This window comes from Polyangium jinanense (genome assembly GCF_028435365.1).
In genome coordinates this window covers 1-26726 of the sequence record NZ_JAGTJJ010000053.1, presented here as the reverse complement: position 1 = coordinate 26726, position 26726 = coordinate 1, and the positions used below count along the sequence as shown (strand labels likewise).

Genomic DNA, 26726 nt, shown 5'->3' with positions numbered 1-26726 from the left:
TCGGGGGGGCGCCCTACGAACGCGCAGTCGCGGCAGCCCGGAGCGCGGCCGAAAGGGCCCGGACGTCGGGCACGGCGACGACGAGGCCAGGGTCGTGGCGAGCCCACACGGCGACGTCTCCGGCGGCGCACGCGACGACGGGCACGCCGAGCGCGCGCGCCTCACGCACGACGGTGGGCGCAGCCTCTGCCGCGGAGGCATGCAGGAGCACGTCGGCCGCGGCGATCCACGCAAGAGCTTCGTCCCGCGGCACGAGGCCGACGAACCGCGCGTCGGCATGATGCGCACGCGCGAGAGCTTCGAGCTCGCCCCGCAGAGGACCGTCTCCAACGACGACGATCGACATCGACGCGGAGGTCGCAGCCTCGATCGCGAGGTCGACGCGCTTCGAAGGGACGAGGCGGCCCGCGGCGACGACGAGTTTGTCCGCGGACGGAGGTGGAACGAGCGAGGCGCGGAGCATGCACGCGCGCGTCGTGACGTCGGGCAGATCGAGGAGGACGGGCTCGACGCGGGAGGCGCGTTCGAGGCGCGCAGCAAGCGGTGTGGGCAAGGCGCGCGAGAGGGCGTCGAGAGAGGACGCCGCGGCGAAGCGGAAGGAGGCGTCGCGATCGAGGAGCGAGCGCAGGATGAGGATGCGCGCGGCGGCGGGCATCGCGCAGAGGAGGCGCACGTCGGCGCCGTGGCCGACGACCTCGATCGGCGCGGGAAGACCGAGGAGGATCGGCACAGCCGAGGGGACGATCCAGTGCGCGATGGCGCGATCGACGGGGCCGATCGCAGAGGCACGCGCGCGCGCGGCGATGGCGAAGGGGAGCGCGTGAAGCAAGCGCGTGGGCTCGCGGCGGGCGCGATCGAGCGCGCCAGGCCATCCGAAGAGCGCGCCTCCGCCTGCCGGATGCACGTGGAGCGAGGGCGTCGTGGGATCCCGCGTGGGTTCGTCGAACGGCGAGCCGCCGGGCGCGACGACGTGCACCTCGTGGCCTTGCCGTGCGAGCGCGCGTGCCTCGGCGCGGACGAAGTGCCCCGAGGGATCGGCGTCGCTCGCGGGATAGGAGGTGGTGACGACGAGATGCTTCAAGGTCGAACAAAACGACGAAACGCCGGACTCCTCGGAGCGGCCGGCGTCATCGTCGATGGCCCGAGGCGCGCGGAGGCGCGCCGGGTTACCAGGAGGCGCGCGGACGCGCCGCCGGGCTATTGCATCACGTCCATCTTGGACCGCTTGCGGCGGCGGCGGGCAGCCTCGGACGCCTTCTTGCGGCGCTTGACCGAGGGCTTCATGTAGTGCCGGCGCCTCTTGAGCTCACGAAGGATGCCCTCCGCGGCCATCTTCCGCTTGAGGTGCTTGATCGCGCGCTCGATTCCCTTGTCGCCCACGGCGACCTCGAGCGGTTTGCACTGAATGGCGTCGGTAGGCATCTCTGAACGCGTCCTCTCGTTTCCGTCGTGCGGGCCCTGTTCCCCCGGGCCGCGCGGGGCGTTGTCGTCCTCGTTTTCCGGTTTCCCCGCAGCGCACAGGCACACGTGTACGTGAACCCGGTTCGCGAGGGGGCGACAGTATGTCAGTCGGTTTTTTGTCTGGCAAGGCCGTCCACGCGTGTTCGAGAGGCCCGTAGATCGTGCGCCAGGCAAAACTCGTGAGGTTGTCCACGATTTCTTCTGCCCCCTGCCGCCCCTAGGGGGGTCGCTGACGCCGGTAAGTGTAGGGATTTTCCTCAACTCAGGAGGCCTTGCAGCTGAGAAAGTTTCTAAGTATCCAGCGGACGTGCCGAACGCGTGCCCCGAGGCCGAAGCACGTTTCGCCGAGATGCTGGCGCGCGTCCGGGCCTCCGGCCTCAAGCTGACGCCGCAACGGCTGGCCATCGCGCGCGAGCTCGCGGGCGACCCGACGCACCCGACGGCCCAGGAGCTCTTCGAGCGGCTTCGCCCCGCGATGCCGACGATGAGCTTCGCGACCGTATACAACACGCTCGACGCGCTCGCCGCGGCAGGGCTCTGCGTGTCCTTGAGCCTGTCACCGGGCGCAGCGCGCTTCGACGCGAACATGACGCCGCACAACCACGCGGTGTGTGATCGCTGCGGGCTCGTGCGCGACGTGCCCTCGTGCGCGAACGGCGAGCCGATCACGGAGCTCGCGCCCTGCGTGAACGCGGCCGCGCCCGGGTTCTCCCTGCGCGCCGTGGAGCGCATCTACCGCGGGCTGTGCGAGGCCTGCGCCGCGGACGAACCCACGTTTGCCCGTACGCGCGCGGGCAAACCACGATAGTTTCACCACGCAGTTCCTCCCCATCGTTCCGAAGTACGAAGGAGACGAGATCCCATGGCGAACCTCGCAGGAAGCAAGACCCACCAGAACCTGAAGGACGCGTTTGCCGGCGAGTCGCAGGCGAACCGCCGCTATCTCTACTTCGCCAAGGTCGCGGACGTGGAAGGGCGCCCCGAGATCGCGGGCCTCTTCAAGGACACGGCCGACGGCGAGACGGGCCACGCGCACGGCCACCTCGACTACCTGAAGGCGGCCGGCGATCCCGCCACGGGCCTGCCGATCGGCAACACGGAGAAGAACCTCAAGGCCGCCGTCGCCGGCGAGACGCACGAGTACGAGACGATGTACCCGGGCATGGCGAAGACGGCCCGCGAGGAGGGCTTCGACGACATCGCCGAGTGGTTCGAGACGCTCGCGAGGGCCGAGAAGTCGCACGCGGGCCGCTTCGCGAAGGCCCTCGATACGCTCGACTTCTGATCGAGTGCGCCGCGGGGCGCGCGGGCGAGCGGCAACCGCTCGCTCTCCCGCGCGCCTGCCGCGCCTTTGGCGGCCCTTCCCTTTGCCCGGACGAACCGGAGACGAGAGCAAGCCGTGAGCGTCATCCCCCGCAAGCCCAAGGCCCCGCCGGCGACGAGCCCGCACGATCCGCGCTACTACGACGCGCGCGATCTCGAGGCGGAGCTGCGCCGCGCGTTCCAGATCTGCCACGAGTGCCGCATGTGCGTGAACTACTGCGGCTCGTTCCCGGAGCTGTTCAACCGGGTCGACAAGGCGATCGAGTCGGGCCGCGCCGAGGGCGCAGAGCTCATCGACGACGCGGACATCAAGGCCGTCAGCGACGCCTGCTGGCAGTGCAAGCTCTGTTATATCAAGTGCCCGTACACGCCTGACGAGAGCTCGTCGGAGATGCTCGACTTCCCGCGGCTCATGGCCCGCGAACGAGCGAACCGCGCCGCGCGCGACGGGATCACGTTCGTCGACAAGATCCTCGGCGAGCCGCAGGCGATCGGCGCCGTGGGCGGGGGCGTGATGGCGCCGATCTCGAACTTCGTCCTCGCGTCGAGCCTCGTGCGCAAGGTGCAGGAGAAGGTGACGGGGATCTCGGCGGAGTTCCCGCTGCCGCCGATGGCAAAGGTGACGTTCGGCGAGTGGTTCGCGGATCACGAGCCGGCCGAGAACGCGGGGAAGAACGGCGAGGTCGTGCTCTTCGCGACCTGCTACGGCGAGTACAACGTGCCGAACGTGGCGCACGCGACGGTGCGCGTGCTCGAGCACAACGGCGTGCGCGTGCGCTACCCCGGCGCGGGGGAAGATCGCGGCGCGATGCTGACGTGCTGCGGGATGCCGAACCTCGACGGCGGCGACGTGAAGGCCGCGACCGAGAAGATCCGGCACAACGTGGAGCTGCTGCTGCCGCACGTGCGCGCGGGCCGATCGATCGTCGTGCCGGGGCCGACGTGCGGCTACACGATGAAGAAGGAGTGGGCGGAGTACTTGCCGACGCCCGAGGCGAAGGAGGTCGCGGCGGCGACGATCGACCTCATGGAGTTCTTGGTGAAGCTCGGCCGCGAGAAGAAGCTCGTGCGCGAGTTCCCGGAGAAGCTCGGCAAGGTCGCCTATCACGCGGCCTGCCACCTGCGCGCGCAGAAGGTCGGTTTTCCCGGCGCGCGCGTGCTCGGCGTCGTGCCCGACACGGACGTGCGCGTGATCGAGCAGTGCTCGGCCGTCGACGGGACGTGGGGCATGAAGGCGGCGAACTACGAGACGGGGCGCCGCTACGCGCAGAAGCTCGTGCGCGGCGTGTCGGACACGGAGCCGGACATGGTCGTGAGTGACTGCACGCTGGCAGGGCTGCGCGTGGTGAAGGAGACGGGCAAGCACGTTCTCCACCCGATCGAGGCGCTCGCGCGTGCCTACGGGCTCTTGCCGGCCGAGGGCGCCGAACCCACGACGAAGGCCAAACGAGCCTGATCCTGGAGGAGAAGAGAGCGATGCGACCGATCGATCGGAGCGAGATCCTGCCCCTCGGCGACTACGAGCAGATCCGGGCGAGGTTCCGGGCGCGCGTCATCGAGGAGAAGCGGCCGCGGCGGGTGAAGCTCGGCGAGCAGATGTCGGGGGTGTTCGAGAACCGGGACTCGGTGCTCTTGCAGATCCAGGAGATGCTGCGCACCGAGCGCATCACGAGCGAGAGCGGGATCAAGCACGAGCTCGATACGTACAACGATCTGATCCCGGCCCCGGGCGAGCTGAGCCTGACCTTGTTCGTGGAGATCCCGGACGCCGTGGTCCGCGACCGCATGCTGATCGAGCTCCGGGGCCTCGAAGGCTGCGTGAGCGTGGAGATCGACGGCGTGCGCGCGCCCGCGAAGAGTGATCCGAAGGGCGTGATGCCGGACCGGACGACGGCGGTGCACTACTTCAAGGTGAAGCTCTCCGAGGACGCGGTCGCGGCGATCCGCGCGAAGACGGCGAAGGTCGCGGTGCGCGTGGATCATCCGCGGTACATGGTGCGGACCGAGCTCGGGCCCGCGTCGATCACGAAGCTCGCCGAGGATCTCGCTTGAAGCCATGATCGCCTTCGTGAGGCCGATCAAGTTCGAGGAGGTCGACGCCGCAGGCATCGTCTTCTTCGGGCACTACCTCGGCTTCGCCCACGAGGCGATGGAGCACTTCTTCGGGGGGCTCGACGGGGGATATCCGCACCTCATCGTGAAGCGGCGCGTAGGTTTGCCCGCGGTGAAGGTGAACATGTCGTTCAGCGCGCCGGCGCGGTACGGCGAGGTGCTGCGGATCGAGACGAGCACGGCACACCTCGGGAACCGAAGCGCGACGCTGCGGTACCGGATGCTGCGTGACGAGGGCTCCGTGCTCGTGGCGATGGTGGAGCACACGATCGTCACGACGAACCTCGACGTGATGGCGTCGTGCCCGATGCCGGACGACGTGCGGTCGATCCTCGCAACGCACCTCTCAGTCGAGGCCACGTCGCCTTGAGCCTGGGCGGCCGGCGCGTCGAGCTGCGCTTGCTCCGGGACCGCGCGCATTACGACGTGCTCGTGCAGCGCGTGCTCGCGTCGGCGCGCGTGAGCGTGTGGATCGCGACGGCGAACGTGAAGGAGCTGCGCGTGGAGGCGCCCGTGGGATCGCGGGCGCGCGCGCGGGGACGATACGTGTCGTTGCTGGATGTCTTGCGGGGCCTCGCGCAGAGCGGGGTGGAGCTCAGGCTGCTTCACGCGGGCGTGCCGTCACGCGCGTTTCGCGAGGAGCTCGCGCGGCACGAGGAGCTCTTCGCAGGTGGGCTCGCGATGCGACGCTGTCCGCGCGTGCACCTCAAGATGATCGCGGTCGACGGCGCGGCGCTGTACCTCGGATCGGCGAACCTGACGGGCGCGGGGCTCGGCGCGAAAGGCGAGGGGCGGCGCAATTTCGAGGCGGGGATCCTGACGGACGACGACGTGCTGCTCGACGAGATGCAGGAGGCGTTCGATCGGATCTGGTCTGGGAGAGAGTGCAAAGGCTGCAGGGTGCGCGACGTTTGCCCGGCGCCGCTCGATGGATCGGGGGGTTTTGCTACGCCGAGCGCAAAGGCGCCGGCGAAGAAGGCCGCGGGAAAAGGTCGTTCGCGGTTGCCGCGGGGGCCGCGATCGAGCAAGGGCGGGGCATGACGATGTCTCAGGGTCCGGATCCGGCCGCGCTCGATCGAGTGGCGCAGGCAGCGCTCACGCACGTGGCGGATGGCATGACGCTCGGCCTCGGCACGGGGCGCGCGGCGGAGGCGTTCATCGAGCGCCTCGGCGAGCGGGTGCGCCGAGGGCTCCGCGTGCGAGGCGTGCCGACCTCGAAGCGCTCGGAGGAACTCGCGAAGAGGCTTCAGATCGAGTGCGTCGGGTTCGAAGAGATCCACGGGATCGACGTGGCGTTCGACGGCGCAGACGAGGTGACGCCGGAGCTCGCGCTCACGAAGGGCCTCGGCGGCGCGCTCCTGCGTGAGCGCGTGGTCGCGTACGAGGCCGAGCGGCTCGTGATCCTGGTGACGCCGGAGAAGCTCGTGAACAAGCTCGGATCGAGGACGGCGATCCCGATCGAGGTGGTGCCGTTCGCGGTGGCCACGGCGTCGCGGCACCTGAAAAACCTCGGTGGTGAGCCTGTCGTGCGCAAGAAGGCGGACGGTTTTCCCTTCGTGACCGACAACATGAACTGGATTCTCGACACGCGCTTCGAGCCGCTCGACGACCCGGATCGGATGCACGCCGAGGTGCGGCGTATCCCGGGCGTCGTCGATACGGGCCTGTTCGTCGACTTGGCGGACGTGGTGCTGGTGGGCGGCGCGGACGCGGTTACCGAGATGCGGTGAGCGGGGGTTCGGGGGCGTAGCTCGGCTCGTCCGAGCGTAGCCCCCGAGCGTGGAACGACCCGAGGCGCGCTTCGAGGAGATCGAGGCGCAGATCGCCCGGGGCGCCTGGGGAGACACGCGCGGCGAGGCTCGCCGGCGCGTCGCCCTGGGCGAGCCCTTTGATTTCGTCGGCGACGCGGCGATAGGCCTCGCGGAAAGGGACGCCGGAGGCGGCGAGCTCGACGGCTCGGTCGGTGGCGAAGCACTCGGGCGTGATCGCCGCGAGCATTCGTTCGTGGTCAAAACGAAGGCCCTCGACGAGGCGCGGGAGGAGGCGGACCGTGGCGAGCGTCTCGTCGAGGCCACGCAGGACGGGCGATTTCGTGAGCTGTAGATCGCGGTGATATCCGGACGGGAGCGCGACGAGGGTCTGGACCTCGACGAGCGCGCCCTGAACGATCGAGCAGGCCGCGCGCATGAGCTCGACGACGTCGGGGTTGCGCTTCTGCGGCATGATCGACGAGCCCGTGGTGAACGCGTCGGGGAGGCGCACGAAGCCGAACTCGCTCGTCGTGAAGAGGGAGAGGTCCCACGCGAGCCTGCGGACGATCGCCATGACCTGCCACGCGGCAGCGAGGAGGGTGGCCTCGACGATGCCACGCGAGGTCTGCGAGCCGAGCGGATTCCAGGCAACGTCGGAAAAACCGAGCTCGCGCGCGACGCCCTCGCGATCGAGCGGGAGGTTCACGCCGTAGCCGGCGGCGGCGCCGAGCGGGGAGCGATCGGTGAGCGCGCGCGCGGCGCGGACGATGGTGACCGCGTCGAGGAGGCCTTCGGCGAAGGAGCCAGCCCAGAGGCCCACCGAGCTCGGCACGGCGCGCTGGAGGTGCGTGTAGCCGGGGAGCGGTGTTTTCTCCTCGCGACGCGCGAGCGCGACGAGGGCCGAGGCCGCGGCGACGACGAGCGCTTCGAGCTCGTCCATCGCGTCGCGCTCGTAGAGGCGCATCGCGACGAGGACCTGATCGTTGCGGCTGCGGCCCGTGTGCACCTTCTTGCCGGTGTCGCCGAGCATCGAGACGAGCGCGGCTTCGATCGCGGTGTGGCCGTCCTCGTCGGCCTCGGTGAGCACGAGCTCGCCGGCGTCGTTCTTGCGGACGAGCTCGGCGAGCGCGCGCTCCATGGCGTCGAGCTCGCCCTCCGAGAGCACGCCGATGCGACGGAGCCCGCGTACGTGCGCGCGCGTGGCCACGAGGTCGTAGGCGAGTAGGCGCTGATCGAGCTTCCAGTCGTCGCGGGAGGTGTAACGGAGCATGGCGGCGTCGGTGGCGCCGCCCTTGTCCCAGAGTCGTCCGCTCATTGTCCTTCCAGGGTCTCGTCCACGAGCGCGCGGAGCTCGGCGAGCTTCTTGGCGCGTTCGGGATCGACAGTCTTTTTCGGCGCCGAAGCGCGCATCGATCGTTCGAGCTCGGAGAGTGTCTCCTCGGCCGTGGGCGCGCGCTTGCTGCGGCCGAAGCTGAAGAGGCGCGACATCCATCCCTCGGCTTGATCGAGGACGAACGCGTCGCTCCGGATCCCGTCCGGATCCTCGCGCAGCCTGCGCACGACGGCCGCGTTCGCGCGAGCCCAGGTCTCGGACTCCGCGAAGCGCTCGCGCGGGACGGGATCGAGGTGCCGCGTGGCGACCCGGCCATCCGTGCCGAAGAGCTTGCAGAACATGGCGAGCGCGAGCGTGAGCTCGTTCGTGGTGAGGCGCGTCGCGGAGTGGACCTTCGCGCCGCCGCAGCCCTTCACCACGACGTGCGAGCCGTTCGCGAGCAGGACGCCGAAGCCGAGCAGCACACCCGCGAGATCCGTGACGGGCTCGCGCTCGGCCGTGGAGAGCCCGTCGTACGCGTCGGCCTCGGTCATGAACATGCAGGCCACGGAGCGGACGAGGGCCGTCGTGAGGACCACGGGATCACGCACCTCGCCCGTGCCCACCGCGACGACGTACGAGCCATCGGGGCGACGACCTACGCGATCGAGGCGCGCTTCGATCTTGCCGCCGGGGCCACAGGCGCCGCTGCCGCAGCCCGTGCTCATCGTCTCGCCTTCGGGCGTGATCAGCGTGAGCTCGACCGTGAGATCCGAGAGGCCCGCGAGCGCTTGCACGCGCTCGAGGAGCTTCGCCACCGCGTTCGGCGATCCATCGAAGGGATCGGGAAAATAGTCGGCGGTGGGGAGCACGAGGCCGCGCACGGGCTCGGTGCCTTGCTCGAGCAGGGCCGCGGCGCGATGGAGGATCCAGCGGACTCTCGGTTCGGCGGGTAGATCCATGCGATCAGTCTAGTGCGTGGGCGGCGTCGCGTCGAAAGTGTCGGGGATTCTTTCCCTTGATTCGTGGACCGCCAAGCCTCATGGAGGGGGCGGACGGATCGAATGACCGAACTGCATACACTCCCGGCTCAGGCCTCGCCGATCTCCACGCGCAAGGCCGACCACATCGACCTCTGCGCCACGGGCGACGTGGGGTTCCGCGCGAAGACGACGCTGTTCGAGGGCGTCGAGCTCGTGCACGACGCGCTGCCCGAGCTCGTGATCGACGACATCGACACGTCGATCGAGCTGCTCGGCAAGAAGCTCCGCGTGCCGCTCGTGATCGCGGCGATGACGGGCGGCACCGAGCGCGCGCGGGGCATCAACCGGGAGCTCGCGCGGATCGCGGAGGAGCGCGGCTACGGCTTCGGCCTCGGCAGCCAGCGCGCGATCCTGAAGGGCGAGCCGCGCGAGACGTACATGGTGCGGGACGTGGCGCCGACGACGCTCGTGCTCGGCAACATCGGCGGCGTGCAGGCCAAGAGCCTCGAGACCGCGAAGGTCATGGAGCTCGTCGAGGCCGTCGGCGCCGACGCGCTCTGCGTGCACCTGAACCCGGCGCAGGAGATCGTGCAGCCGGGCGGGGATCGTGATTTCGAGGGCGTGGTCGGGGCCCTCGAGCGGCTCGTCGCGGAGCTTGCCGTGCCGGTCGTCGCGAAGGAGACGGGCTGCGGGATTGGGCCGCGCGCCGCGAAGAAGCTCGCGAAGGCGGGCGTGCGGCACGTGGACGTGTCGGGCGCGGGCGGCACGAGCTGGGTCGCGGTGGAGACGGCGCGCGCCGCGGGACAGGAGCGATCGCTCGGCGTGATGCTGCGTGACTGGGGCGTGCCGACGGCGGCTTCGGTGCTGGTGACGCGCGAGATGCGGCCGCGGTTCAAGAGCATCATCGCGACCGGCGGCGTCACGAACGGCGTCGACGTGGCGAAGGCGATCGCCCTCGGCGCGCATGCGGCTGGGATTGCTCGTCCCGTTCTGCAAGCGCTTCTTTCGGGTGGCCGGGATGGTGCGCTCGCCTTCCTCGACCAGGTGGAGTCCGAGCTTCGCGCCGTCATGCTTTTGGTGGGCGCACGGGACGTACGGGCCCTTCGGCGAGTGCCGACCCTTCTTTCCCCGGATCTCGAGCGTTGGGCGGCCCTCGCGGCCGGCGGCCGGAAGAAATGAGCTTGGCCCGGCCATCTTAAGGGGCCTTCCTGCCGGCGAGCCGGGCGTGCTACCGTCCGGGTCGCTGGAGATCCCAGGGAGACGATGAGCGACAACGAAGGGCGATCCAAAGCGCCCAGCGAACAGCCTCCGGAAGACCTGAAAAGGGAGCGGGATTTGTTCATCCAGCAGTTCTTCCGCAAAGGCGCTCAGCTGACCGAAGAGGTCCTGAAGGAGAACGAACGTCTCCGCGAGCGCCTCTCGGAGCTCGAGAGCGAGAACGGGAGGCTCCGCTCGCACATCGCCAGCGACACGGCGATCCGGGATCTGGTGCGGAAGATCGAGGCGCTCGAGAGCGAGAAGAACGCGCTGCTCCAGCGCTCGGTGGCGATGGAGGCGGTGAGCGATCGCTACACCTCGCGCCATCAGGAAGTGGAGTCCGAGCTCGCGAGCCTCGCGAACCTCTACGTCGCGACCTCGCAGCTCCACTCCTCGACGAACGTTCGCCACGTGCTCCGCAACATCAAGGAGCTCCTGGCGCAGCTGCTCGGCGCGGCTCGGTTCGGTGTCTACATCGCCTCGGACGACAAGAAGGAGCTCGTGGCGGTGGCGACCGAGGGCCAGAGCTTCGCCGACATCGCGACCCTACCGGTGGACGACGGCCCGATCGGGCGTGCTTATTCCACCGGCAAGCTGTACTACGACGCCGAAAACGACGTCTCGAAGGGCACGGTCGAGCGCCCCGCGGCGGTGGTACCGCTGCTCATCGATGGCCAGCCCATCGGCGTCATCGCCATCTTCGGGACGCTTTCCCAAAAGACGGCCTTCGACGACCAGGACGGTGAGCTGTTCCGGCTCCTGGGCGCGCAGGCCGCCCTCGCGCTCGTCAGCGCGCGGCTGTTTACCGATGCAGGTCGCAAGGTGCCTTCCGTACAGGCGTTCCTCGACCTGGAGGACTGATCGATGGCCGAGTACTCCTGCCTGATTGTCGAAGATTCGCCCATGATGCGGCAGCTCTTGGTCTTCGCGCTCGCGCGGCTCAAGAACCTGCGCGTCACGGAGGCGGACGACGGCGTCGACGGCCTGCGCAAGCTCGCCTCGACGAAGTACGACGTCATCATCACCGACATCAACATGCCGATCATGGACGGGCTGAAGCTCGTCAAGCGTGTCCGGTCGGATCCGGTACACAAGGACACGCCGATCATCATCATCACGACCGAGGGCTCGCAAGAAGACCGGCAGCGCGCGCTGCAGCTCGGCGCGAACGCGTACATCACCAAGCCCATCCAGGCGCCCCAGGTGATCGCCAAGGTCAAAGAGCTCCTCGGCATCGAGTGAATCGGCTGCCCCCGGCCCTCCACGTCAAGATTTGCGGTTTCACGCGGATCGAGGACGTGGAGGCCGCCGTCTCCGCGGGCGCCGACATGATCGGCCTCAACTTCGTTCCTGGTTCGTCGCGTCGTATCGACGTGACGCTCGCGCGCGCGCTCGCGGATGCCGCGCGTGGGCGCGTCGAGATCGTCGGCGTTGTGGCCGATCTGGATCCGCCACGCATCGAGGAGCTTGCCCGAGAGGTCGGGCTCGATCGCGTGCAGCTCCATGGAGACGAGCTGCCCGAGGTGATCGACACGCTCGGGCCGCGCGCGTTCAAGGCGCTGCGCATCGGCAGCGCGGAGGACGTCGCGCTCGCGGCGCGATACGGCGGTGATCTCCTGCTCGTCGATGCGCGTGTCCCGGGACAAAAGGGGGGGACGGGCGTGCGCGTCGATCCGGCGCTCGTCGTCGAGCTCGCGCGCGCGCGTCGCCTCCTACTCGCGGGCGGGCTCGGGCCCGACAACGTCGCCGAGGCGGTGCGCGTCGTGCGCCCGTGGGGCGTCGACGTCGCGAGCGGCGTCGAGTCCGCGCCAGGAGTGAAGGATGAGCGCAAGATGCGCGCGTTCGTCCACGAAGCTCGGCGCGCCGCGCTGGAAGCCGCAGGAGCGGCGGACGGCGCGGACGACGCGTAAGTAGGAGGTCTTGGTGATGATGATGCGGAGAGGTTCGAGAGAGCTTTTGGCGGTTCTCGTCGCGGTGCCGTGCGTGCTCGCGACGGCGACGGCATCGGCGGCGACGCTGACGGTGGGTCCGGGCAAGACGCACGCGACGCCTTGTCAGGCGATCGCGGCAGCGAGCGACGGCGACACGATCGAGATCGACGCGGCCGGCACCTACGACGGCGATGTCTGCGGCTGGTCGAAGAACGGGCTCACGTTGCGGGGCGTCGGTGGCCTCGCGAAGATCGACGCGGCAGGGAAGAACTCAGGCGGCAAGGCGACCTGGGTCATCGCGGGGAACGACACGGTCGTCGAGAACATCGAGTTCAGCGGCGCCACGGTCCCGGATCAGAACGGCGCGGGCATCCGTCAGGAGGGCGCGAACCTCACGATCCGCGGCTGCTACTTCCACGACAACGAGAACGGCATCCTCGCGGGCGACAACGCGGCGAGCACGATCCTCATCGAGTACACGGAGTTCGCGAACAACGGTTTCGGCGACGGCCAGTCGCACAACCTCTACATCAACCACGTCAAGAAGCTCGTCTTCCAGCACAACTACTCGCACGCCGCGAAGATCGGCCACCTGCTGAAGTCGCGCGCGCTCGAGAACCACGTGCTCTACAACCGCCTCACAGGGGAGGACGGGACGGGCAGCTACGAGATCGACCTGCCGAGCGGCGGCCTGTCGTTCGTCATCGGCAACCTCATCCAGCAGGGGCCGAACACCGACAACAGCTCGATCCTGGCCTATCGCATGGAGTCGAACGGGGCGAACCAAAACACCGAGCTCTACGTCGTGAACAACACGTTCGTCAACGAGCGCCCGAACGGCGGCACGTTCCTGAACATCAACGCGGCCGCGGTGCCCGCGGTCATCCGGAACAACATCTTCGTCGGGCCCGGGACGCTGACGAACCAGGGCAACGCGATCCTCGGGAAGAACTTCGAGGGCGATCCGATGTTCGTCGACCAGGCCGCGTTCGACTACCGGCTGAAGGACGGATCGCCCTGCGTGGACGGGGGCGAGGCGCCGGGAATGGGCGGCGGGATCGATTTGACCCCCAAGTTTCACTACGTGCACCCGGCCGACGCGGCGGGGCGCACGACGGTCGGCACGATCGACATCGGCGCCTACGAGCTCGGCGGTGAGGGAGGCGCGGGCGGAAGCGGTGGAAGCGGCGGCGCCGGCGGGAGCGGAGGCGGAAGCGGAGGAAGCGGCGGAGGCGCTGGCGGAAGCGGAGGCGCTGGCGGAAGCGGAGGCGCTGGCGGAGGAGATGGTGGAGGCACGGACGGCGAGGAGGGGAGCTGCGGCTGCCGGGTCGTCGGCGGCGGTGATGCGTCCTTCGGCTGGATCACGGGCCTCGCGATCGGCGCGGCCGTCGCGGCGCGCAGGGGCCGGCGGCGCGTAGAAATCTCGCGTCGCTGATCGCGGTCTCGATCACGGCTCTCCACGTCCTCTCCGGTTCACGCGCTCTCGCGGGTTCACACGGGCTTCGGAGCGACGTCCATCGTTGCGACGTCCGCGGTTCGTCCTAGGATGCCGCTCCCCCGACCGGAGACTCGTATGCGCACGCTTTCCCTCGCCTTCGCCTCCGTGGCGATGTCCCTCCTCGCTGGGTGTGGCTCGGCCACGCCCGAGCCCATCACCAACACGGCGGGCCCCGTGCCCACCGTCGCGTTGCCCGCCGACAAGGGGCCGCCGCCCGTGGAGGTCACGCTGGAGAGCGTGGGCCTCGATGGCGCCGCGCTCGATAAATCGGTCGATCCTTGCAAGGACTTCTACTCGTTCGCCTGCGGCGGCTGGCTCAAGTCGACCGAGATCCCCTCCGACGAGGCGACCTGGGTGCGGAGCTTCAGCGAGATCGACAAGCGCAACGAGCTCGCGCTGAAGACGATCCTCGAGGACGCGGGCAAGGCGAAGAACCCCGATCCGACGACGAAGAAGATCGGCGACTACTATGCCGCGTGCATGGATGAAGCGGCCGTCGACGCCGCGGGCATCACGCCGATCAAGCCGCTCGTCGATCGCGCGCGGAAGGTCTCGTCGGCGAAGGACGTGACCGCGCTGGTCACCGACCTGCACGGAAAGGGCATCTTCCCGCTGTTCTGGATCTCGGGCGAGCAGGATCCCGGGGACGCGACGCGCGTCATCGCCACGCTCGATCAGGGCGGGCTCGGACTGCCGGATCGCGACTACTACACGAAGGACGACGACGATTCGAAGAAGTTGCGCGCGGAGTACGTCGCTCACGTCGAGCGCATGCTGAAGCTCGCGGGGCTCGCCGAGGCGGACGCGAAGAAGGCCGCGGCGGACGTGCTCGCGCTCGAGACCGACATCGCCAAGATCTCGAAGACGCGTGTGGAGCGCCGCGATCCGAAGGGCATCTACAACATGGTGAGCCGCGCGGATCTCGCCAAGAAGGCGCCGACGTTCCCCTGGGACGTGTACTTCAAGGCGCTCGGGATCTCGGACGTGAAGCAGGCGAACCTCACGTCGATCCCCTTCTTCGAGGGCCTCGACAAGCTGCTCACGTCGGTGAAGCCGAACGTCTGGCAGAGCTACCTGACGTGGCAGATCGTGCGCGCGTCGGCCGACGAGCTGTCGAAGCCGTTCGTGGACGAAGCGTTCTCCCTTCGCGCCCGCCTCTTCGGTCTGAAGGAGCAGAAGCCGCGCTGGAAGCGGTGCGTCGAGGCCACGGATCACGCGCTCGGCGAGCTCGTCGCGCAGCCGTTCGTGTCGCGCCACTTCGCGGGCGATTCGAAGCGCGCCGCCGAGCAGATGGTGCAGGAGATCAGCAAGGCCTTCGGCGTGCGCGTCAAGTCGCTCGACTGGATGGACGAGAAGACGAAGGAGCGCGCGCTCGCCAAGCTCTCCACCATGGCCTACCTCATCGGCTACCCGGCGAAGTGGCGTAGCTACGACTTCGAGGTCGACCGGAAGAGCTACGGGAAGAACGCGATGGCCGCGGGCGCGTTCGAGCAGAAGCGCAGGCTCGCCAAGATCGGCAAGCCCGTCGATCGCGAGGAGTGGCAGATGAGCCCTCCGATGGTGAACGCGTACTACGACGCGCAGAAGAACCACATGGTCTTCCCGGCCGGGATCCTGCAGCCGCCGTTCTACGACGTGAAGTCGGCGATCCAGGTGAACCTCGGCGGCATGGGCATGGTCGTGGGCCACGAGCTGACGCACGGCTTCGACGACGAGGGCTCGCAGTACGCGGGCAACGGCAACCTCGAGAACTGGTGGGAGCCCGCCGTCGGGGAGCTGTTCAAGAAGAAGACGACGTGCGTCGAGGAGCAGTACTCGACGTACGAGCCGCTGCCCGGCGTGAAGCTCAATGGCAAGCTCACGCTCGGCGAGAACATCGCGGATCTCGGCGGCATCAAGCTCGCGTTCATGGCCTACCGCGAGATGCGCAAGGGCGCGGCGAACATGACCGTCGCAGGCGGCTTCACCGAGGATCAGCAGTTCTTCCTCGCGCACGCGCAGGCCTGGTGCGCGAAGAGCCGCGACGAGTACGCGCGTCTCCACGCGAAGACGAACACGCACTCGGCGCCGCGGTTCCGTGTGAACGGTCCGCTCGTGAACACGCCCGAGTTCGCCCAGGCGTTCTCGTGCGCCGAGGGCACGCCGATGCACCCGGCGAAGATGTGTTCCGTTTGGTGACCTGCGCGCCGCGGGGCTCGCTGCACACGCCTTTCAGGAAGGACCTGCTCGCCCGGTAGGACGCGGGCGAGCAGGCTTCCCAGGTGCTCGGGGCAGGGTATTTCGGACAGTTCGGAGGGCGCTTCGTCGCAGAGACGCTGGTGCCCGCGCTCGAGGAGCTCGATCGCGCGCGGCAGGAGATCCTGCCGGCGCCGGCGTTCCAGGCGGAGCTTCACGAGCTCTTGCGGAGCTACGTCGGACGGCCGACGCCCCTGACGGAGGCGAAGCGGCTCGCGCGGCGGATCGATCCGGACGGAGGTGCGATCGCGGAGCTTCTGCTCAAGCGTGAGGACCTCTGTCACACGGGGGCGCACAAGATCAACAACGCGCTCGGACAGCTCTTGCTCGCGAAGGCGATGGGCAAGACGCGGATCATCGCGGAGACGGGCGCGGGGCAGCACGGTGTGGCGACGGCGACGGCGGCGGCGCTCTTGGGCCTGCCGTGCGAGGTCTACCAGGGCGCGCTCGACATGGAGCGGCAGGCGCCGAACGTCGCGCGCATGCGGCTGCTCGGGGCGCGCGTGGTGCCGGTGGAGTCGGGGTCGCGGACGCTGAAGGACGCGATGAACGAGGCGCTGCGCGACTGGGTGACGAACGTGCGCACGACGTACTACTGCGTCGGCAGCGCGGCGGGGCCGCACCCGTATCCCACGCTCGTCGCGTCGCTGCAGCGGATCATCGGCGACGAGGCGCGTGCGTCGTGCCTCGATCGCGGGGCGCTGCCGGACGTGGTGATCGCGTGCGTGGGCGGCGGCTCGAATGCGATCGGGATCTTCAAGGCGTTCGAGGGTGATACGAGCGTGTCGCTTTACGGCGTCGAGGCCGCGGGGCTCGGGCTCGACACGGACAAGCACGCGGCGACGCTCTCGCGTGGGCGCATCGGCGTGCTGCACGGGGCGAAGACGTACGTGCTCTGCGACGACGCGGGGCAGGTGAACGAGGCGCACTCGGTGAGCGCGGGGCTCGATTATCCGGGCGTGGGGCCGGAGCACGCGCGGCTCTGCGACACGGGGCGCGCGACGTACGTCTCGGCGACGGACACGGAGGCGCTCGACGCGGCGCGGGAGGTCGCGCGCGCGGAGGGCATCGTGGTCGCGCTGGAGACAGCGCACGCGTTCGCGGCGATCGGGCAGATCGCGCAGCGCGAGGCCGAGGCGAGGGGACGGCCTGCGCGGATCCTCGTGTGCCTCTCGGGCCGCGGCGACAAGGACCTGGACACGATCACGGCGTACGGCGGAGGGAAGTGATGCACCGGATCGATCAGCGCTTCGTCGAGCTCCGGCGCGCGGGCCGGAAGGCGCTTTGCGTGTACCTCTGCGTCGGAGATCCTTCGCTCGAGGCGTCGGGGTTTCTCGCGGTCGAGGCGATCGACGCGGGCGCGGACATCCTCGAGCTCGGCGTGCCGTTCAGCGATCCCACGGCCGACGGTCCGACGCTCGCACGCGCGGCGCAACGAGCCATCGCGGCGGGCGCGACGCTCGAACGGGTACTCGAAGTCGCGTCGCGCATTCGCGCTCGTTCGGAGGCGCCGCTCGTGCTGTTCACGTACTACAACCCCGTGCTCGTCGCGGGGGAGGCGCGGGTTGCGCGGCTCGCGCGGGAGGCGGGCGTGGATGCGCTGCTCGTCGTGGATTTGCCGCCCGAGGAGGCGGGGCCGCTCCGGGGCGCGTGCGCGGCCGAGGGGCTCGGCGTGGTGCCGCTCGTCTCGCCGACGAGCCATGCGGCGCGGGTCGAGGCGATCCGGCGCGCTTCCATGCCGCTCGACGGCGCGCCGCGCGCGTTCGTGTACTCGATCTCGATGACGGGCGTGACGGGGGCGAGCCCGTCGGATCTCGCCGCGGCCGCGCGGGATGCCGAGGCGATGCATCGATCGTTCGACCGGCCCGTGCTCGTTGGCTTCGGCATCGACAGCGGCGCGAGTGCGAGGCTCGCGGCGGGCGAGACGACCGGCGGTGCTGATGGCGTCGTCGTCGGCACCGCGCTCGCGCGGCGCATCGAGCAGGCCACGAGCGGCGACGAACAACGGCGCGTCGTTCGCTCCTTCGTCGGCGAGCTGCGACGAGCCCTCGACGAATCCGCGTAGAAGCCTGTCAGCCTGTCCCGTGCTTCAGGAGGACGCGGTTTCGGCCCGTCCGCTTCGCCTGGTAGAGCGCCTCGTCGGCGGCGGCGATGAGCTGCTCGGGCGTCTCCACTGGCAGATCCGGGTGCGCGGCGACGCCGACGCTGATCGTGATCTGCATGCGCGTCCCTTCGTGTTCGAAGGGCGTGGTCTCCACGACCGCGCGCAGCCGCTCGCCGAGGATGCCTGCGTTGCCGAGCGTCACGCCGCGGCAGATCACGCCGAACTCCTCGCCGCCGTAGCGCGCGAAGACGTCCTCGGTCCGCACCGTGTTCATCGTCAGCTTCGAGATCTTCGTGAGCACGTAGTCGCCGGCGAGGTGGCCGTACGTGTCGTTCACGCGCTTGAAGTGATCGACGTCGAACATCACGAGCGAGAGCGGCGCGCGGTGCCTCTTCGCGTAGGCGATCTCGGTCTCGAGACGGCTCAGGAAGTAGCGCTTGTTGAACGCTTTCGTCAGCCCGTCGCGCAGCGCCGCATCGATCATCTGCTGCTGGAAGCTGACGTCGAGGTGGTCGTGGTAGGTGAACTTGAGGATCGTGGTCGATCCCAGGCGGATCTTGTCGCCGTCGCGCAGGATGCGCTGGCTGATGTTCTCGCCGTTCACCGAGGTGCCGTTCGAGCTGTTGAGATCTTCCAGCACCACGTCGTTGCCGGCGCGGACGAGCCGCGCGTGGCGACGCGAGATGCCGTCGTCGTTCAGACGCACCGTGGCGTTCGCCCCACGGCCCAGGACGGTCTCCGGAAACTCGACCTCGAACATCTCGCCGACGTTCGAGCCGACGAGCACGATGAGATAGGCGCGATCACGCTGCGATCGAGCCCTGAGCTCGTCCTGGAGCTCCTTCACGTGGGCGACCCGCGTGGCTTCGATATCGTCGTCAGGCGGCCCGCTGTTCATGCTGCCAAACTGCATCATAGCGCTGCACGTCGTCGCTTGGGAACGACTACCGTGCAGGGACAGAGTGGTTTCTCGGGGTGACAAGAAGCTGAACGAAAGCCAGCCGACTGGAGGGCCGACGGGTTCGCCGCGCCCTCACTAAGCCGCCTTCCCGAGGGGGACGGCGATCTGCTCGACCTCGACGCCGGCGATGCTGGTTTCGAGGAGCGTGACGTCGGCGTGCGAAAAGCCTTGCCCTGCGCCCTCGCCGCCCGGGGCTTCGCCGACGCTGCCCACGTTCACGATCCGTACGCCCTGGACCATGCGGTCGAACGGCACGTGCGAGCCGCCGCAGACGATCACGTCGGCCGGATCGTCGCCGAGCAGGGCCGCCATCTCCTCGTCCGTCATGTCGTGGCAGAACGGCTCGAACGGATCGACCGGGGATCCGTGGACGAGCAGGAGCTCGCTGCCGTCTTCGAGGTTCATGCGGTGGGTCGTGGGGAGCCGGCCGAGCCGCGCGAGGATGAGCTGGCCGAGCTCGGTGCGCACCTCCGAGAGACGCTCGAGCCGCGAGCGCTCGTAGGGGCTCTTCGGGACGACCTTGCTGATGTCGAGCGTCGCGAGCGCGCGATCGCCGGTGCCCTGGACCAGGATGGCCTGCATCTGCGTGAGCCGGCGCCACGTCTCGAGCGGATCGGGGCCGGGAAAGCAGAGATCGCCGGCGACGAGGATCTTCGAATAGCCGCGGCGCTCGGCCACCGCGAGTACGGCGGAGAGCGCATCCGCGCGTCCATGGATGTCGGACAGGCAGAGGAGACGCACGCAGCGGAGCATAGGAGGTGGGCGGAGCCTCGCCAAGGCGCATCGGGATCGAGAAGAGGGAAGTCGGTGGCGCGTCCGCCCCGCCTGCTCGGCGCGGGCCGAGGAGAAAAACGAGACCAGGCGCCGAACGCGCGTCGCTGCTACGTTGCGGCCTTCCGATGCTCCGGCGCTCCCGGCTCCACGCCCTCGCGCAGCGGATCGACAGGCGGCGCGCCGAGATCTACGCCGCGCGTTTCGCCGAGCGACTCGAGCCCGGCTCGGTCGGCTTCGCCCTCGCCGTGCTGCTCGCGAGCGCGTACCCGGGCCTCGCCCCCGCGCTCGAAGCGTCGCCCGAGATCGTGGCGACGATCGCGGCCGAAGGGCACCAGGCGGCGCGGGATCGCGCTGGGCTCGTCGCGAGGCTTCGGGCGCGGATCGGGGACGGCGACGACGGCGAGCGGGTGGCGCGTGAGCTGCGGAAGTTCGCGCGGGAAGAGCGGATTCGCGTGGCGCTGCGCGAGCTCTTGCCACCTTCGCTCGGAGGCGCCGACGTCGATGTGACGTCGCACGAGATCGCGGTGCTCGCGGAGGTGACGATCGACGCGGCCGTGAAGGACGCGATCACGCAGCTCTCGGCGAGGTTTGGTCCTCCGCGACGCGAGAGCGGCGCGCCCGCGCGGTTCGTGGTGCTCGGCATGGGCAAGCTCGGCGGGGGCGAGCTCAACGTGGGATCCGATGTCGATCTCGTGTTCTTTTACGACACGGACGAGGGCGGATGCACGCAGGGCGGCGGCGAGACGCTCCCGCTCCACGACTTCTGGACGCGTGTCGCGCGGCGCGTGACGGCGTCGCTCGAAGACGTGACCGCGGACGGGTTCGTGTGGCGCGTGGATCTGCGTTTGCGGCCGGAGGGTCGGAGCGGGCCGCTCGTCAACTCGCTCGCCGCGGCCGAGCGGTACTACGAGTCGTTCGGGCGGACGTGGGAGCGCGCGGCGCTCGTGCGCGCGCGGCCCATCGCGGGGGATCTCGACTTCGGTGACGAGGTGCTCGCCGCGCTCGAGCCGTTCGTGTGGCGGAGGCGCGTCGATCCGACGATCGCCGTCGAGATGACGAAGCTCGTGCAGCGGGCGCGGACCGAGCTCTCGCGCGAGCCGGGGCGGGATCTGAAGCTCGGATCGGGTGGCATCCGCGAGGCGGAGTTTTTCGTGCAGACGCTGCTCCTCATCTGGGGCGGCCGCGAGGCGCGCCTCCGTGTGAAGGGCACGCTCGATGGACTCCGGCGCTTGCGCGCGGCTGGGTTCGTGACGGATCGCGAGGCGCGCGAGATCGCCGAGGCGTACCTCGCGCTTCGCCGCGCCGAGCACGCCGTGCAGCTCGGCACGGGCCTGCAGACGCACGTGTGGCCCGCGGACGCCGAATCCGCAGGCAGGCTCGCGCGGGCGCTCGGCTTCGCATCCGCGGAGGCGTTCGAGGTCGACCTGGCAAAACACCTCGGCCGCGTGGAAGCGCGCTTCCGCTCGCTCGTGCCCGACGGCGCGCCCGCGCCTTCCCCCTGGGCCGAGGCCCTCGCCGCGCTCGACGATGGCGACGCCGCGGCGTTCGAGGCGGCCTTCCGTCGCGTCGCGCAGGTCTCCTTGCCCGGCGCGACGCCCGAAGCGACCGACGCTCTCGAGACCGTCGAGCGCTGGGGCGACGTCGCGCGGGATCTCTTCGATCTCTCGCGCCGCCCGGACGCGGTGCTCGGCGCGCGCAGCCGCGAGGCGTATCCGCGCCTTGGCGAAGCGGTTCTCGACGCCGTGGCCGACGCGGCCGATCCCGAGCAGGCTGCGCGCACGCTCCGCAGGCTCTTCGCGCGGCTCCGTCATCCCGGCGTGTACCTGCGTTTCCTCGGCGACGAGCCGCGCCTCGTGCGAAGGCTCGTCGAGGCGATCGGAGGCAGCGCGTTCCTCGCCGAGGCGCTCGTGCAGCACCCCGAGCACGGCGATCGCATCCTGTTCGCGCGTGGTGTCCCGACGCCCGCGTCCGCGCGCGCGGAGCTCGACCAGGCCAAGCGCGAGGCCGCGGCGGTGGACGAGGATCCCGACGAGCAGCTCGTCGGCGCGCTCCGCCAGGCGAAGGCGCGTGTCGTGATCGACGTGGGCCTCGCGGATCTCGCGAGCGAGCTTGGCCCGCGCGAGGTCGGGTACGTGCTCTCGGAGCTCGCGGATGCCTCGCTCGAAGCGGCGACGCGGCATGCGCTCGGCACGCCGGAAGGCGAGCCCGTACGAGGCCTCTCCGTGCTCGCGGTCGGCACGCTCGGCGGACGCGAGATCGGCTACGGCTCGGACCTCGACGTCCTCTTCCTCTTCGATCCGGAGAAGGCCCCGGCCGGCACGGATCCCGACGCGTTTTTCGCGCGCTCGGCGCGCCGCGTGATCCGCTTGATCTCGATCCTGCACCCGGCCGGGCCCGGCTACGAGCTCGACACGCGCCTCCGGCCCTCGGGCAACCAGGGCTTGCTCGTCACGTCGATCGACGCCTTCGCGCGGTATCACGCGAAGGGGCCGGACACGCCGCATGTCGAGGCCGCGGCCTGGGAGCGCCTCGCGCTCTTGCGGGCGCGCGCCGTCGCGGGTGACGTCGAGCTCGGGGCGCGGGCGATCGAGATCGCGCACGCGGCGGCGTACGCGATGCCCGGTGATCCGGCGCAGGTCGCCGAGGAGCTCCGCCGCCTGCGCGGCCGCATGGAGCAGGAGCTCTCGCTGGAGCGGCGTGGGCGGTACGACCTCAAGCTCGGGCGCGGCGGGCTCTTCGAGATCGAGCTCTGCGTGCAGTTCTTGCAAATGCTGAGCGGCGCGGATCCCGGCGTACGCACCACGGAGACGGCGCTCGCGATCGAGGCACTCGCGGCGTCGGGCAAGCTCTCGCCGGAGCAGGCCGAGGCGCTGCGGGACGGGTATGCGTTTCTGCGCAAGCTCGGCGGACGCATCCGGATCGTGCACGCCGACGCGTCGCACCTGCTCGAAGAGAGCGCGCCGGGTCTCTGGCCGCTGGCGCGGCGGATGGGCATCCGGGATCGACCGGGAGCGCAGGCCGCCGTCGAGCTGCTCGCACGGTACCAGGAGGTCACGGGGCGCGTGCGCGAGGTCTACGAGACCGTGCTGCGCGGGAGCTGAGGCGCCCGGGAGGCGGTCGGATCGCTTCGGATCGCCTCCCTGGAGCCCGGGTTGCCGATCCGGATCGTTCGGATCGCCTCCCTGGAGCCCGGGTTGCCGATCCGGACCGTTCGGATCGCCGATCCGCTTGCCCGGTACCCGATCCGGATCGTCTGGATCAGCATTCGGGCGCCCCGGTACCCGATCCGGATCGTTCGGCCCACGTACCGCGATATCCTCTCGGTCGATGGGCCTCGTCTACCTCTTCTCCTTCGTCGTCGGTCTGGGCATCTTGCTCGTGCAGATCGTAGCGGGGGGCAAGGGCGACGCCGACGCCGGCGACGCGCACGATGCGAGCAGCGGCGGCGGCAAGGATCTCGCGAAGGACCTCTCCGGCAAGTCGCTCGCCACGACGCCCGCGGGCACCGGCGCGAGCGACATCCTGGCCTTTTTCCTCTCGCTCCGGTTCTGGGTCTTTACGTTGCTCGGCTTCGGCATGTCGGGCTCGCTCCTGCACCTCTTCGCGCTCGCGGGGCCCGTCGTGATCTTCGTACTCGCGGCGGCCTCCGGCCTCTCGTCGGGCCTCTTCGCGCAGCTCGCGTTTCGTTTTGTGGCGCAAGGATCTGCGTCGACGTCGGCGGACGTCACCCGCGCCGGCGGCTCGATCGGGCGCGTGCTCGTGCCTGTCGGCAAGGACAAGGTCGGCAAGATTCGCATCGTCCTGAAGGGTCAGAGCGTCGACATCCTCGCGCGCAGCGACGGCGAGGAGATCGCGCGCGGCGACCATGTCCTCGTGGAGGACGTGGAGGGCGACGTGGCGCGTGTATCGCGGCGGCCCTCCGAGCTCGCTTGAGGTCCCAGGAAATCGCGTGATCGCGTGTTCGATCACGCCCGGGCGCGGCGTCATGCCTGCTACGCTCGGCGCATGGGGTACAATCTTCTCGGCAGTGCGCTCTTCGCGTCGATCGACGCGCAGCAGCGGCGCACGCGCCCTCCGACCGACGTGGGATCGGGCGCGGGGACGCCCGACCTCGATCAAGCCGTCTTGGTGCTGCTCGCCGCGGGCGGCATCATCGTGCTCTTCGGGATCTTCGTGGCGATCCTCCGGCAGTTCTTGTTCATCTGCCGGCCCAACGAGATCCTCGTCTTCAGCGGCCGCAAGCACGTCCTGCCGGACGGCACCGTGAGCGGCTACAAGATCCTGCACGGCGGCCGCGGCTTCCGCGTGCCCTTCCTCGAGAGCGTGGCCCGCATGGACATGCGGCTCTTCCCCGTCGAGGTCCAGGTGCACAACGCCTACTCGAAGGGCGGCATCCCGCTCAGCGTGCACGCGATCGCCAACGTGAAGATCGCGAGCAACGACACGGCCGTGCGCAACGCCGTCGAGCGCTTCCTCGGCACGACGCCCACGCAGATCTCCATCGCCGCGCAGCAGACGCTCGAAGGCGTTTTGCGCGAGGTCATCTCGCAGCTCACGCCCGAGGAGGTGAACGAGGATCGGCTCAAGTTCGCCGAGACGCTCGTGGAGAACGCGCGCGACGACTTCGACAAGCTCGGGCTCGAGCTCGACGTGCTCAAGGTCCAGCACGTCTCCGATGATCAGCACTACCTCGCGAACCTCGGCCGCGGTCGGATCGCAACGATGCTGCGCGACGCGGCGAACGCCGAGAACGCGGCGAACCAGGCCGTGGCCGAGGCGCAAGCAGCAGCGCGGCAGGCGGCCGAGACGGCGGCGAAGCGCGCCGAGACGGTGATCGTGCAGAGCCGCAACAACTACCGCGCCGAGATCGCCAAGCTCGAAGCCGAGGCGAAGCAGATCGAGAACGAGGCCGAGATCGCGGCCGAGACCGAGCGTGCCGTGGCCGAGCAGGAGCTCCAGGCCCTGCGCGCCGAGCTCGAAAAGCTCCGCCTCAACTGCGACGTCATCCTGCCGGCCGAGGCAAACCGCAAGGCGCAGGAGCTCAAGGCGCGCGGCGAGGCGGCGCCGACGGTGGAGAACGGCAAGGCGACAGCCGAGGCGCTCCGGCTCGTGGCGCAGGAGTGGGCGGCCGCGGGGCAGCTGGCGAAGGACGCATACGTGCTCCAGCAGCTCCGGCAGCTCGTGACGGCCGCGGCGGCGCGCGTGGCGCAGACGCAGGTCGGTGAGGTCAACGTGGTGGCGGGCAACGACGTCGAGGCGTTCAGCGCGCTCGTCGCGGCATACCCGGCCGCGGTGACGCGGGTCCTTCAGGAGACGGGGCGCGCGATGGGCATCGACATCCAGCAGATCCTCGGATCGCACGGGAGGGCTTCATGATTCCGATCATCATGGTCCTCGGTCTCACCGCGTTCGTCGTGGTGGGTTTCGTCGTCTACACGCTGAAGAACCTCCTGCTCGTGAGCTCGCCGAACGAGGTGCTCGTTCTCTCGGGCGGGTCGCATCAGGTGGGCTCGCGCGAGGTCGGTTATCGCTCCGTGCGCGGCGGCCGCGCCGTGCGCATCCCGCTGCTCGAGCGCGTCGACCGCATGGATCTGAACAACATCCCGGTCGACATCTCCGTGAAGGGCGCCTACTCGAAGGGCGGCATCCCGCTCAACGTACAAGGCGTCGCGCACGTAAAACTGCCCGGCGAGGAGCCGCGGCTCTCGAACGCAGTCGAGCGTTTCCTCGGCAAGTCGCGCGACGAGATCGCAGCGATCGCGCGCGAGACGCTCGAAGGCAACGTGCGCGGCGTGCTCGCGCAGCTGACGCCCGAGCAGGTCAACCAGGACAAGACCGCGTTCGCGGACAAGCTGCTCGAAGAGGCCGAGCACGACATGCAGCGCATGGGCCTCGTGCTCGACACGCTGAAGATCCAGAACGTCGCCGACGACGCGAACTATCTGAACTCGATCGGCCGCATGCGTGGCGCGAGCGTGCGCATGGACGCGAGCATCGTCGAGGCCAGGACGCAAGCCGAGTCGGCCGAGCAGAAGGCCGAGAACTGGGCGAAGAGCGAGGTCGCCAAGATCGACGCAGACCTGGCGATCGCGCGGCAGGAGACGCAGAAGCGCATCAAGGACGCGATGAGCCGTCGCGAGGCCATGATCCAGGAGGCGAAGGGTCAGGTCCTCGCGCAGATCGCGCAGGTCAAGGCAGAGATCAACCGCCAGAAGGCCCGCGCGCTCCAGGTCGAGCGGCAACTGCTCGCCGACGTGATCCAGCCGCACGACGCCGAGCGGCGGAACCTCGAGGAGCAAGCGCGCGGCGACGCAGCGAAGATCATCGAGCTCGGCAAAGCCGAAGCCGAGGCGCTGCACCGCATCGTCGACGAGATCCGCAAGGCCGGGCCAGGCGCGCTGGAGATCCTCGCACTCCAGCAGATGATGCCGCTGCTGCCGCACATCGCAGGCGCCCGGACGCCGACGAAGATCGGCACGCTCTCGGTGCTCCCGTCAGGCGACGACGGCTCACTCGCGCGCAAGGCAATCGCCATGACCGAGCAGATCCGCGCAGCCACGGGTCTCGATCTGACCGACGTCGCGCGCCGTCTCGGCACGAGCGCACCAGCACCCGCACTCGCGCCCCCGTCCCCGCCGCCCCTGCCGCAGCAGGCCCCCTCGCGGAGCACGCCTCCGCCAGGCCGCACGCCGCGCGCCTGACGGAGGTTTCCTGGGGACGCCTCGCTGGGGCGTTGCCCCAGGCCCCACCGGGGCTGTCCGCCCCTGGACCCGGACCAGCGCAAGCGCTGGACCCGGGGTCGATGAACTGCGCGATGCGCAGTTCATCGAACAGGGCGAGGCAAGACTGCCAAGCACCCTGCCAACCAAGACAGCCGCGCTGACGGTTCTACCGGCAACGCTGTGCGCGAGACGAACCTCCACGGTCTTGCCACCGACCCGTGGAAGAACTGCGCATCGCGCAGTTCTTCCAACTCGAGTCCAGGGCTTGCCCTGGTTCGGGTCGAGGGGCGAATAACCCCCAC

General features: G+C 69.6%; 25 protein-coding genes. 19 read left to right on the top strand and 6 right to left on the bottom strand.

The window, feature by feature from the left end:
* Positions 1–13 precede the first annotated feature (13 nt).
* Entirely contained in the window at positions 14–1081 is a 1068-nt protein-coding gene (locus KEG57_RS43735; RefSeq protein ID WP_272426682.1) for a glycosyltransferase family 4 protein, read from the bottom strand.
* Between the two features lie 116 nt (positions 1082–1197).
* Positions 1198–1422 carry a 30S ribosomal protein S21 gene (gene rpsU, locus KEG57_RS43730; protein ID WP_136928365.1) on the bottom strand — a complete coding sequence of 75 codons (225 nt, stop codon included), beginning with the start codon at positions 1420–1422 and terminating at the stop codon, positions 1198–1200.
* 346 nt (positions 1423–1768) lie between these two features.
* On the opposite strand from rpsU, the gene KEG57_RS43725 reads away from it, so the two are divergent.
* The 7 genes from KEG57_RS43725 to rpiA all read left to right on the top strand — a co-directional run bounded on the left by KEG57_RS43725 (position 1769) and on the right by rpiA (position 6626).
* Positions 1769–2269 carry a Fur family transcriptional regulator gene (locus tag KEG57_RS43725; protein WP_272426683.1) on the top strand — a complete coding sequence of 167 codons (501 nt, stop codon included), beginning with the start codon at positions 1769–1771 and terminating at the stop codon, positions 2267–2269.
* Positions 2270–2323: 54 nt separating this feature from the next.
* Entirely contained in the window at positions 2324–2746 is a 423-nt protein-coding gene (locus KEG57_RS43720; RefSeq protein WP_272426684.1) for a rubrerythrin family protein, read from the top strand.
* Between the two features lie 114 nt (positions 2747–2860).
* Positions 2861–4240 carry a heterodisulfide reductase-related iron-sulfur binding cluster gene (locus KEG57_RS43715; RefSeq protein ID WP_272426685.1) on the top strand — a complete coding sequence of 460 codons (1380 nt, stop codon included), beginning with the start codon at positions 2861–2863 and terminating at the stop codon, positions 4238–4240.
* Between the two features lie 20 nt (positions 4241–4260).
* Positions 4261–4836 (top strand): DUF3501 family protein, encoded by a 576-nt coding sequence (locus KEG57_RS43710; protein WP_272426686.1) that lies wholly within the window; start codon positions 4261–4263, stop codon positions 4834–4836.
* A 4-nt stretch (positions 4837–4840) separates the two neighbouring features.
* On the top strand, positions 4841–5266 hold the full coding sequence (locus tag KEG57_RS43705; RefSeq protein ID WP_272426687.1) for an acyl-CoA thioesterase: 426 nt from the start codon (positions 4841–4843) through the stop codon (positions 5264–5266).
* Positions 5263–5937 carry a phospholipase D family protein gene (locus tag KEG57_RS43700; protein WP_272426688.1) on the top strand — a complete coding sequence of 225 codons (675 nt, stop codon included), beginning with the start codon at positions 5263–5265 and terminating at the stop codon, positions 5935–5937. Before KEG57_RS43705 ends, KEG57_RS43700 begins: the two co-directional genes overlap by 4 nt.
* Positions 5934–6626, top strand: coding sequence for a ribose-5-phosphate isomerase RpiA (gene rpiA, locus KEG57_RS43695; RefSeq protein ID WP_272426689.1), 693 nt, complete (start codon positions 5934–5936; stop codon positions 6624–6626). Before KEG57_RS43700 ends, rpiA begins: the two co-directional genes overlap by 4 nt.
* On the opposite strand, the gene argH is transcribed toward rpiA, so the two are convergent.
* Positions 6610–7962 (bottom strand): argininosuccinate lyase, encoded by a 1353-nt coding sequence (argH, locus tag KEG57_RS43690; RefSeq protein ID WP_272426690.1) that lies wholly within the window; start codon positions 7960–7962, stop codon positions 6610–6612. The two genes, rpiA and argH, sit on opposite strands and share 17 nt — an antisense overlap.
* Positions 7959–8921 carry a hypothetical protein gene (locus KEG57_RS43685; protein WP_272426691.1) on the bottom strand — a complete coding sequence of 321 codons (963 nt, stop codon included), beginning with the start codon at positions 8919–8921 and terminating at the stop codon, positions 7959–7961. The genes argH and KEG57_RS43685 overlap by 4 nt, the downstream gene beginning before the upstream one ends.
* A gap of 102 nt (positions 8922–9023) precedes the next feature.
* On the opposite strand from KEG57_RS43685, the gene fni reads away from it, so the two are divergent.
* The 8 genes from fni (at position 9024) to trpA (ending at position 17928) form a co-directional block, all read left to right on the top strand.
* Positions 9024–10121, top strand: coding sequence for a type 2 isopentenyl-diphosphate Delta-isomerase (gene fni / locus KEG57_RS43680; protein WP_272426692.1), 1098 nt, complete (start codon positions 9024–9026; stop codon positions 10119–10121).
* 84 nt (positions 10122–10205) lie between these two features.
* On the top strand, positions 10206–11060 hold the full coding sequence (locus tag KEG57_RS43675; RefSeq protein ID WP_272426693.1) for a GAF domain-containing protein: 855 nt from the start codon (positions 10206–10208) through the stop codon (positions 11058–11060).
* A 3-nt stretch (positions 11061–11063) separates the two neighbouring features.
* On the top strand, positions 11064–11441 hold the full coding sequence (locus tag KEG57_RS43670) for a response regulator (protein ID WP_136928355.1): 378 nt from the start codon (positions 11064–11066) through the stop codon (positions 11439–11441).
* The gene (locus KEG57_RS43665; protein ID WP_272426694.1) at positions 11438–12109 is read left to right on the top strand and encodes a phosphoribosylanthranilate isomerase; all 672 of its coding nucleotides are present in this window, start codon (positions 11438–11440) and stop codon (positions 12107–12109) included. Before KEG57_RS43670 ends, KEG57_RS43665 begins: the two co-directional genes overlap by 4 nt.
* A gap of 16 nt (positions 12110–12125) precedes the next feature.
* Positions 12126–13565, top strand: a complete 1440-nt coding sequence (locus tag KEG57_RS43660) for a right-handed parallel beta-helix repeat-containing protein (RefSeq protein ID WP_272426695.1) — start codon at positions 12126–12128, stop codon at positions 13563–13565.
* A gap of 138 nt (positions 13566–13703) precedes the next feature.
* Positions 13704–15806: a M13 family metallopeptidase gene (locus KEG57_RS43655; protein ID WP_272426696.1), complete on the top strand. Its 2103-nt coding sequence runs from the start codon at positions 13704–13706 to the stop codon at positions 15804–15806.
* Between the two features lie 83 nt (positions 15807–15889).
* Complete coding sequence (trpB, locus tag KEG57_RS43650; RefSeq protein ID WP_272426697.1) at positions 15890–17092, top strand: tryptophan synthase subunit beta; 1203 nt, start codon at positions 15890–15892, stop codon at positions 17090–17092.
* On the top strand, positions 17092–17928 hold the full coding sequence (gene trpA / locus KEG57_RS43645) for a tryptophan synthase subunit alpha (protein WP_272426698.1): 837 nt from the start codon (positions 17092–17094) through the stop codon (positions 17926–17928). The genes trpB and trpA overlap by 1 nt, the downstream gene beginning before the upstream one ends.
* Before the next feature lie 7 nt (positions 17929–17935).
* On the opposite strand, the gene KEG57_RS43640 is transcribed toward trpA, so the two are convergent.
* Complete coding sequence (locus tag KEG57_RS43640) at positions 17936–18865, bottom strand: GGDEF domain-containing protein (protein ID WP_272426699.1); 930 nt, start codon at positions 18863–18865, stop codon at positions 17936–17938.
* Between the two features lie 138 nt (positions 18866–19003).
* Entirely contained in the window at positions 19004–19669 is a 666-nt protein-coding gene (locus KEG57_RS43635; RefSeq protein ID WP_272426700.1) for a metallophosphoesterase family protein, read from the bottom strand.
* 158 nt (positions 19670–19827) lie between these two features.
* Here KEG57_RS43635 and glnE point away from each other — a divergent pair, with 158 nt between their 5' ends.
* The 4 genes from glnE to KEG57_RS43615 all read left to right on the top strand — a co-directional run bounded on the left by glnE (position 19828) and on the right by KEG57_RS43615 (position 26403).
* On the top strand, positions 19828–22803 hold the full coding sequence (gene glnE / locus KEG57_RS43630) for a bifunctional [glutamate--ammonia ligase]-adenylyl-L-tyrosine phosphorylase/[glutamate--ammonia-ligase] adenylyltransferase (protein WP_272459611.1): 2976 nt from the start codon (positions 19828–19830) through the stop codon (positions 22801–22803).
* Positions 22804–23029: 226 nt separating this feature from the next.
* The gene (locus tag KEG57_RS43625) at positions 23030–23635 is read left to right on the top strand and encodes an NfeD family protein (RefSeq protein WP_272459610.1); all 606 of its coding nucleotides are present in this window, start codon (positions 23030–23032) and stop codon (positions 23633–23635) included.
* 72 nt (positions 23636–23707) lie between these two features.
* Positions 23708–25078, top strand: a complete 1371-nt coding sequence (locus tag KEG57_RS43620) for a flotillin family protein (protein WP_272459609.1) — start codon at positions 23708–23710, stop codon at positions 25076–25078.
* The gene (locus KEG57_RS43615) at positions 25075–26403 is read left to right on the top strand and encodes a flotillin family protein (protein WP_272459608.1); all 1329 of its coding nucleotides are present in this window, start codon (positions 25075–25077) and stop codon (positions 26401–26403) included. The genes KEG57_RS43620 and KEG57_RS43615 overlap by 4 nt, the downstream gene beginning before the upstream one ends.
* Positions 26404–26726 lie beyond the last annotated feature (323 nt).

Coding starts and splice junctions, on each gene's coding strand:
- KEG57_RS43655 (WP_272426696.1), top strand. CDS start 13,704: ATGCGCACGCTTTCCCTCGCCTTCGCCTCCGTGGCGATGTCCCTCCTC.
- KEG57_RS43685 (WP_272426691.1), bottom strand. CDS start 8,921: ATGGATCTACCCGCCGAACCGAGAGTCCGCTGGATCCTCCATCGCGCC.
- glnE (WP_272459611.1), top strand. CDS start 19,828: ATGCTCCGGCGCTCCCGGCTCCACGCCCTCGCGCAGCGGATCGACAGG.
- KEG57_RS43625 (WP_272459610.1), top strand. CDS start 23,030: ATGGGCCTCGTCTACCTCTTCTCCTTCGTCGTCGGTCTGGGCATCTTG.
- KEG57_RS43670 (WP_136928355.1), top strand. CDS start 11,064: ATGGCCGAGTACTCCTGCCTGATTGTCGAAGATTCGCCCATGATGCGG.
- trpA (WP_272426698.1), top strand. CDS start 17,092: ATGCACCGGATCGATCAGCGCTTCGTCGAGCTCCGGCGCGCGGGCCGG.
- rpsU (WP_136928365.1), bottom strand. CDS start 1,422: ATGCCTACCGACGCCATTCAGTGCAAACCGCTCGAGGTCGCCGTGGGC.
- KEG57_RS43615 (WP_272459608.1), top strand. CDS start 25,075: ATGATTCCGATCATCATGGTCCTCGGTCTCACCGCGTTCGTCGTGGTG.
- argH (WP_272426690.1), bottom strand. CDS start 7,962: ATGAGCGGACGACTCTGGGACAAGGGCGGCGCCACCGACGCCGCCATG.
- KEG57_RS43705 (WP_272426687.1), top strand. CDS start 4,841: ATGATCGCCTTCGTGAGGCCGATCAAGTTCGAGGAGGTCGACGCCGCA.
- KEG57_RS43675 (WP_272426693.1), top strand. CDS start 10,206: ATGAGCGACAACGAAGGGCGATCCAAAGCGCCCAGCGAACAGCCTCCG.
- KEG57_RS43720 (WP_272426684.1), top strand. CDS start 2,324: ATGGCGAACCTCGCAGGAAGCAAGACCCACCAGAACCTGAAGGACGCG.
- fni (WP_272426692.1), top strand. CDS start 9,024: ATGACCGAACTGCATACACTCCCGGCTCAGGCCTCGCCGATCTCCACG.
- KEG57_RS43620 (WP_272459609.1), top strand. CDS start 23,708: ATGGGGTACAATCTTCTCGGCAGTGCGCTCTTCGCGTCGATCGACGCG.
- KEG57_RS43660 (WP_272426695.1), top strand. CDS start 12,126: ATGATGATGCGGAGAGGTTCGAGAGAGCTTTTGGCGGTTCTCGTCGCG.
- rpiA (WP_272426689.1), top strand. CDS start 5,934: ATGACGATGTCTCAGGGTCCGGATCCGGCCGCGCTCGATCGAGTGGCG.
- KEG57_RS43640 (WP_272426699.1), bottom strand. CDS start 18,865: ATGAACAGCGGGCCGCCTGACGACGATATCGAAGCCACGCGGGTCGCC.
- KEG57_RS43710 (WP_272426686.1), top strand. CDS start 4,261: ATGCGACCGATCGATCGGAGCGAGATCCTGCCCCTCGGCGACTACGAG.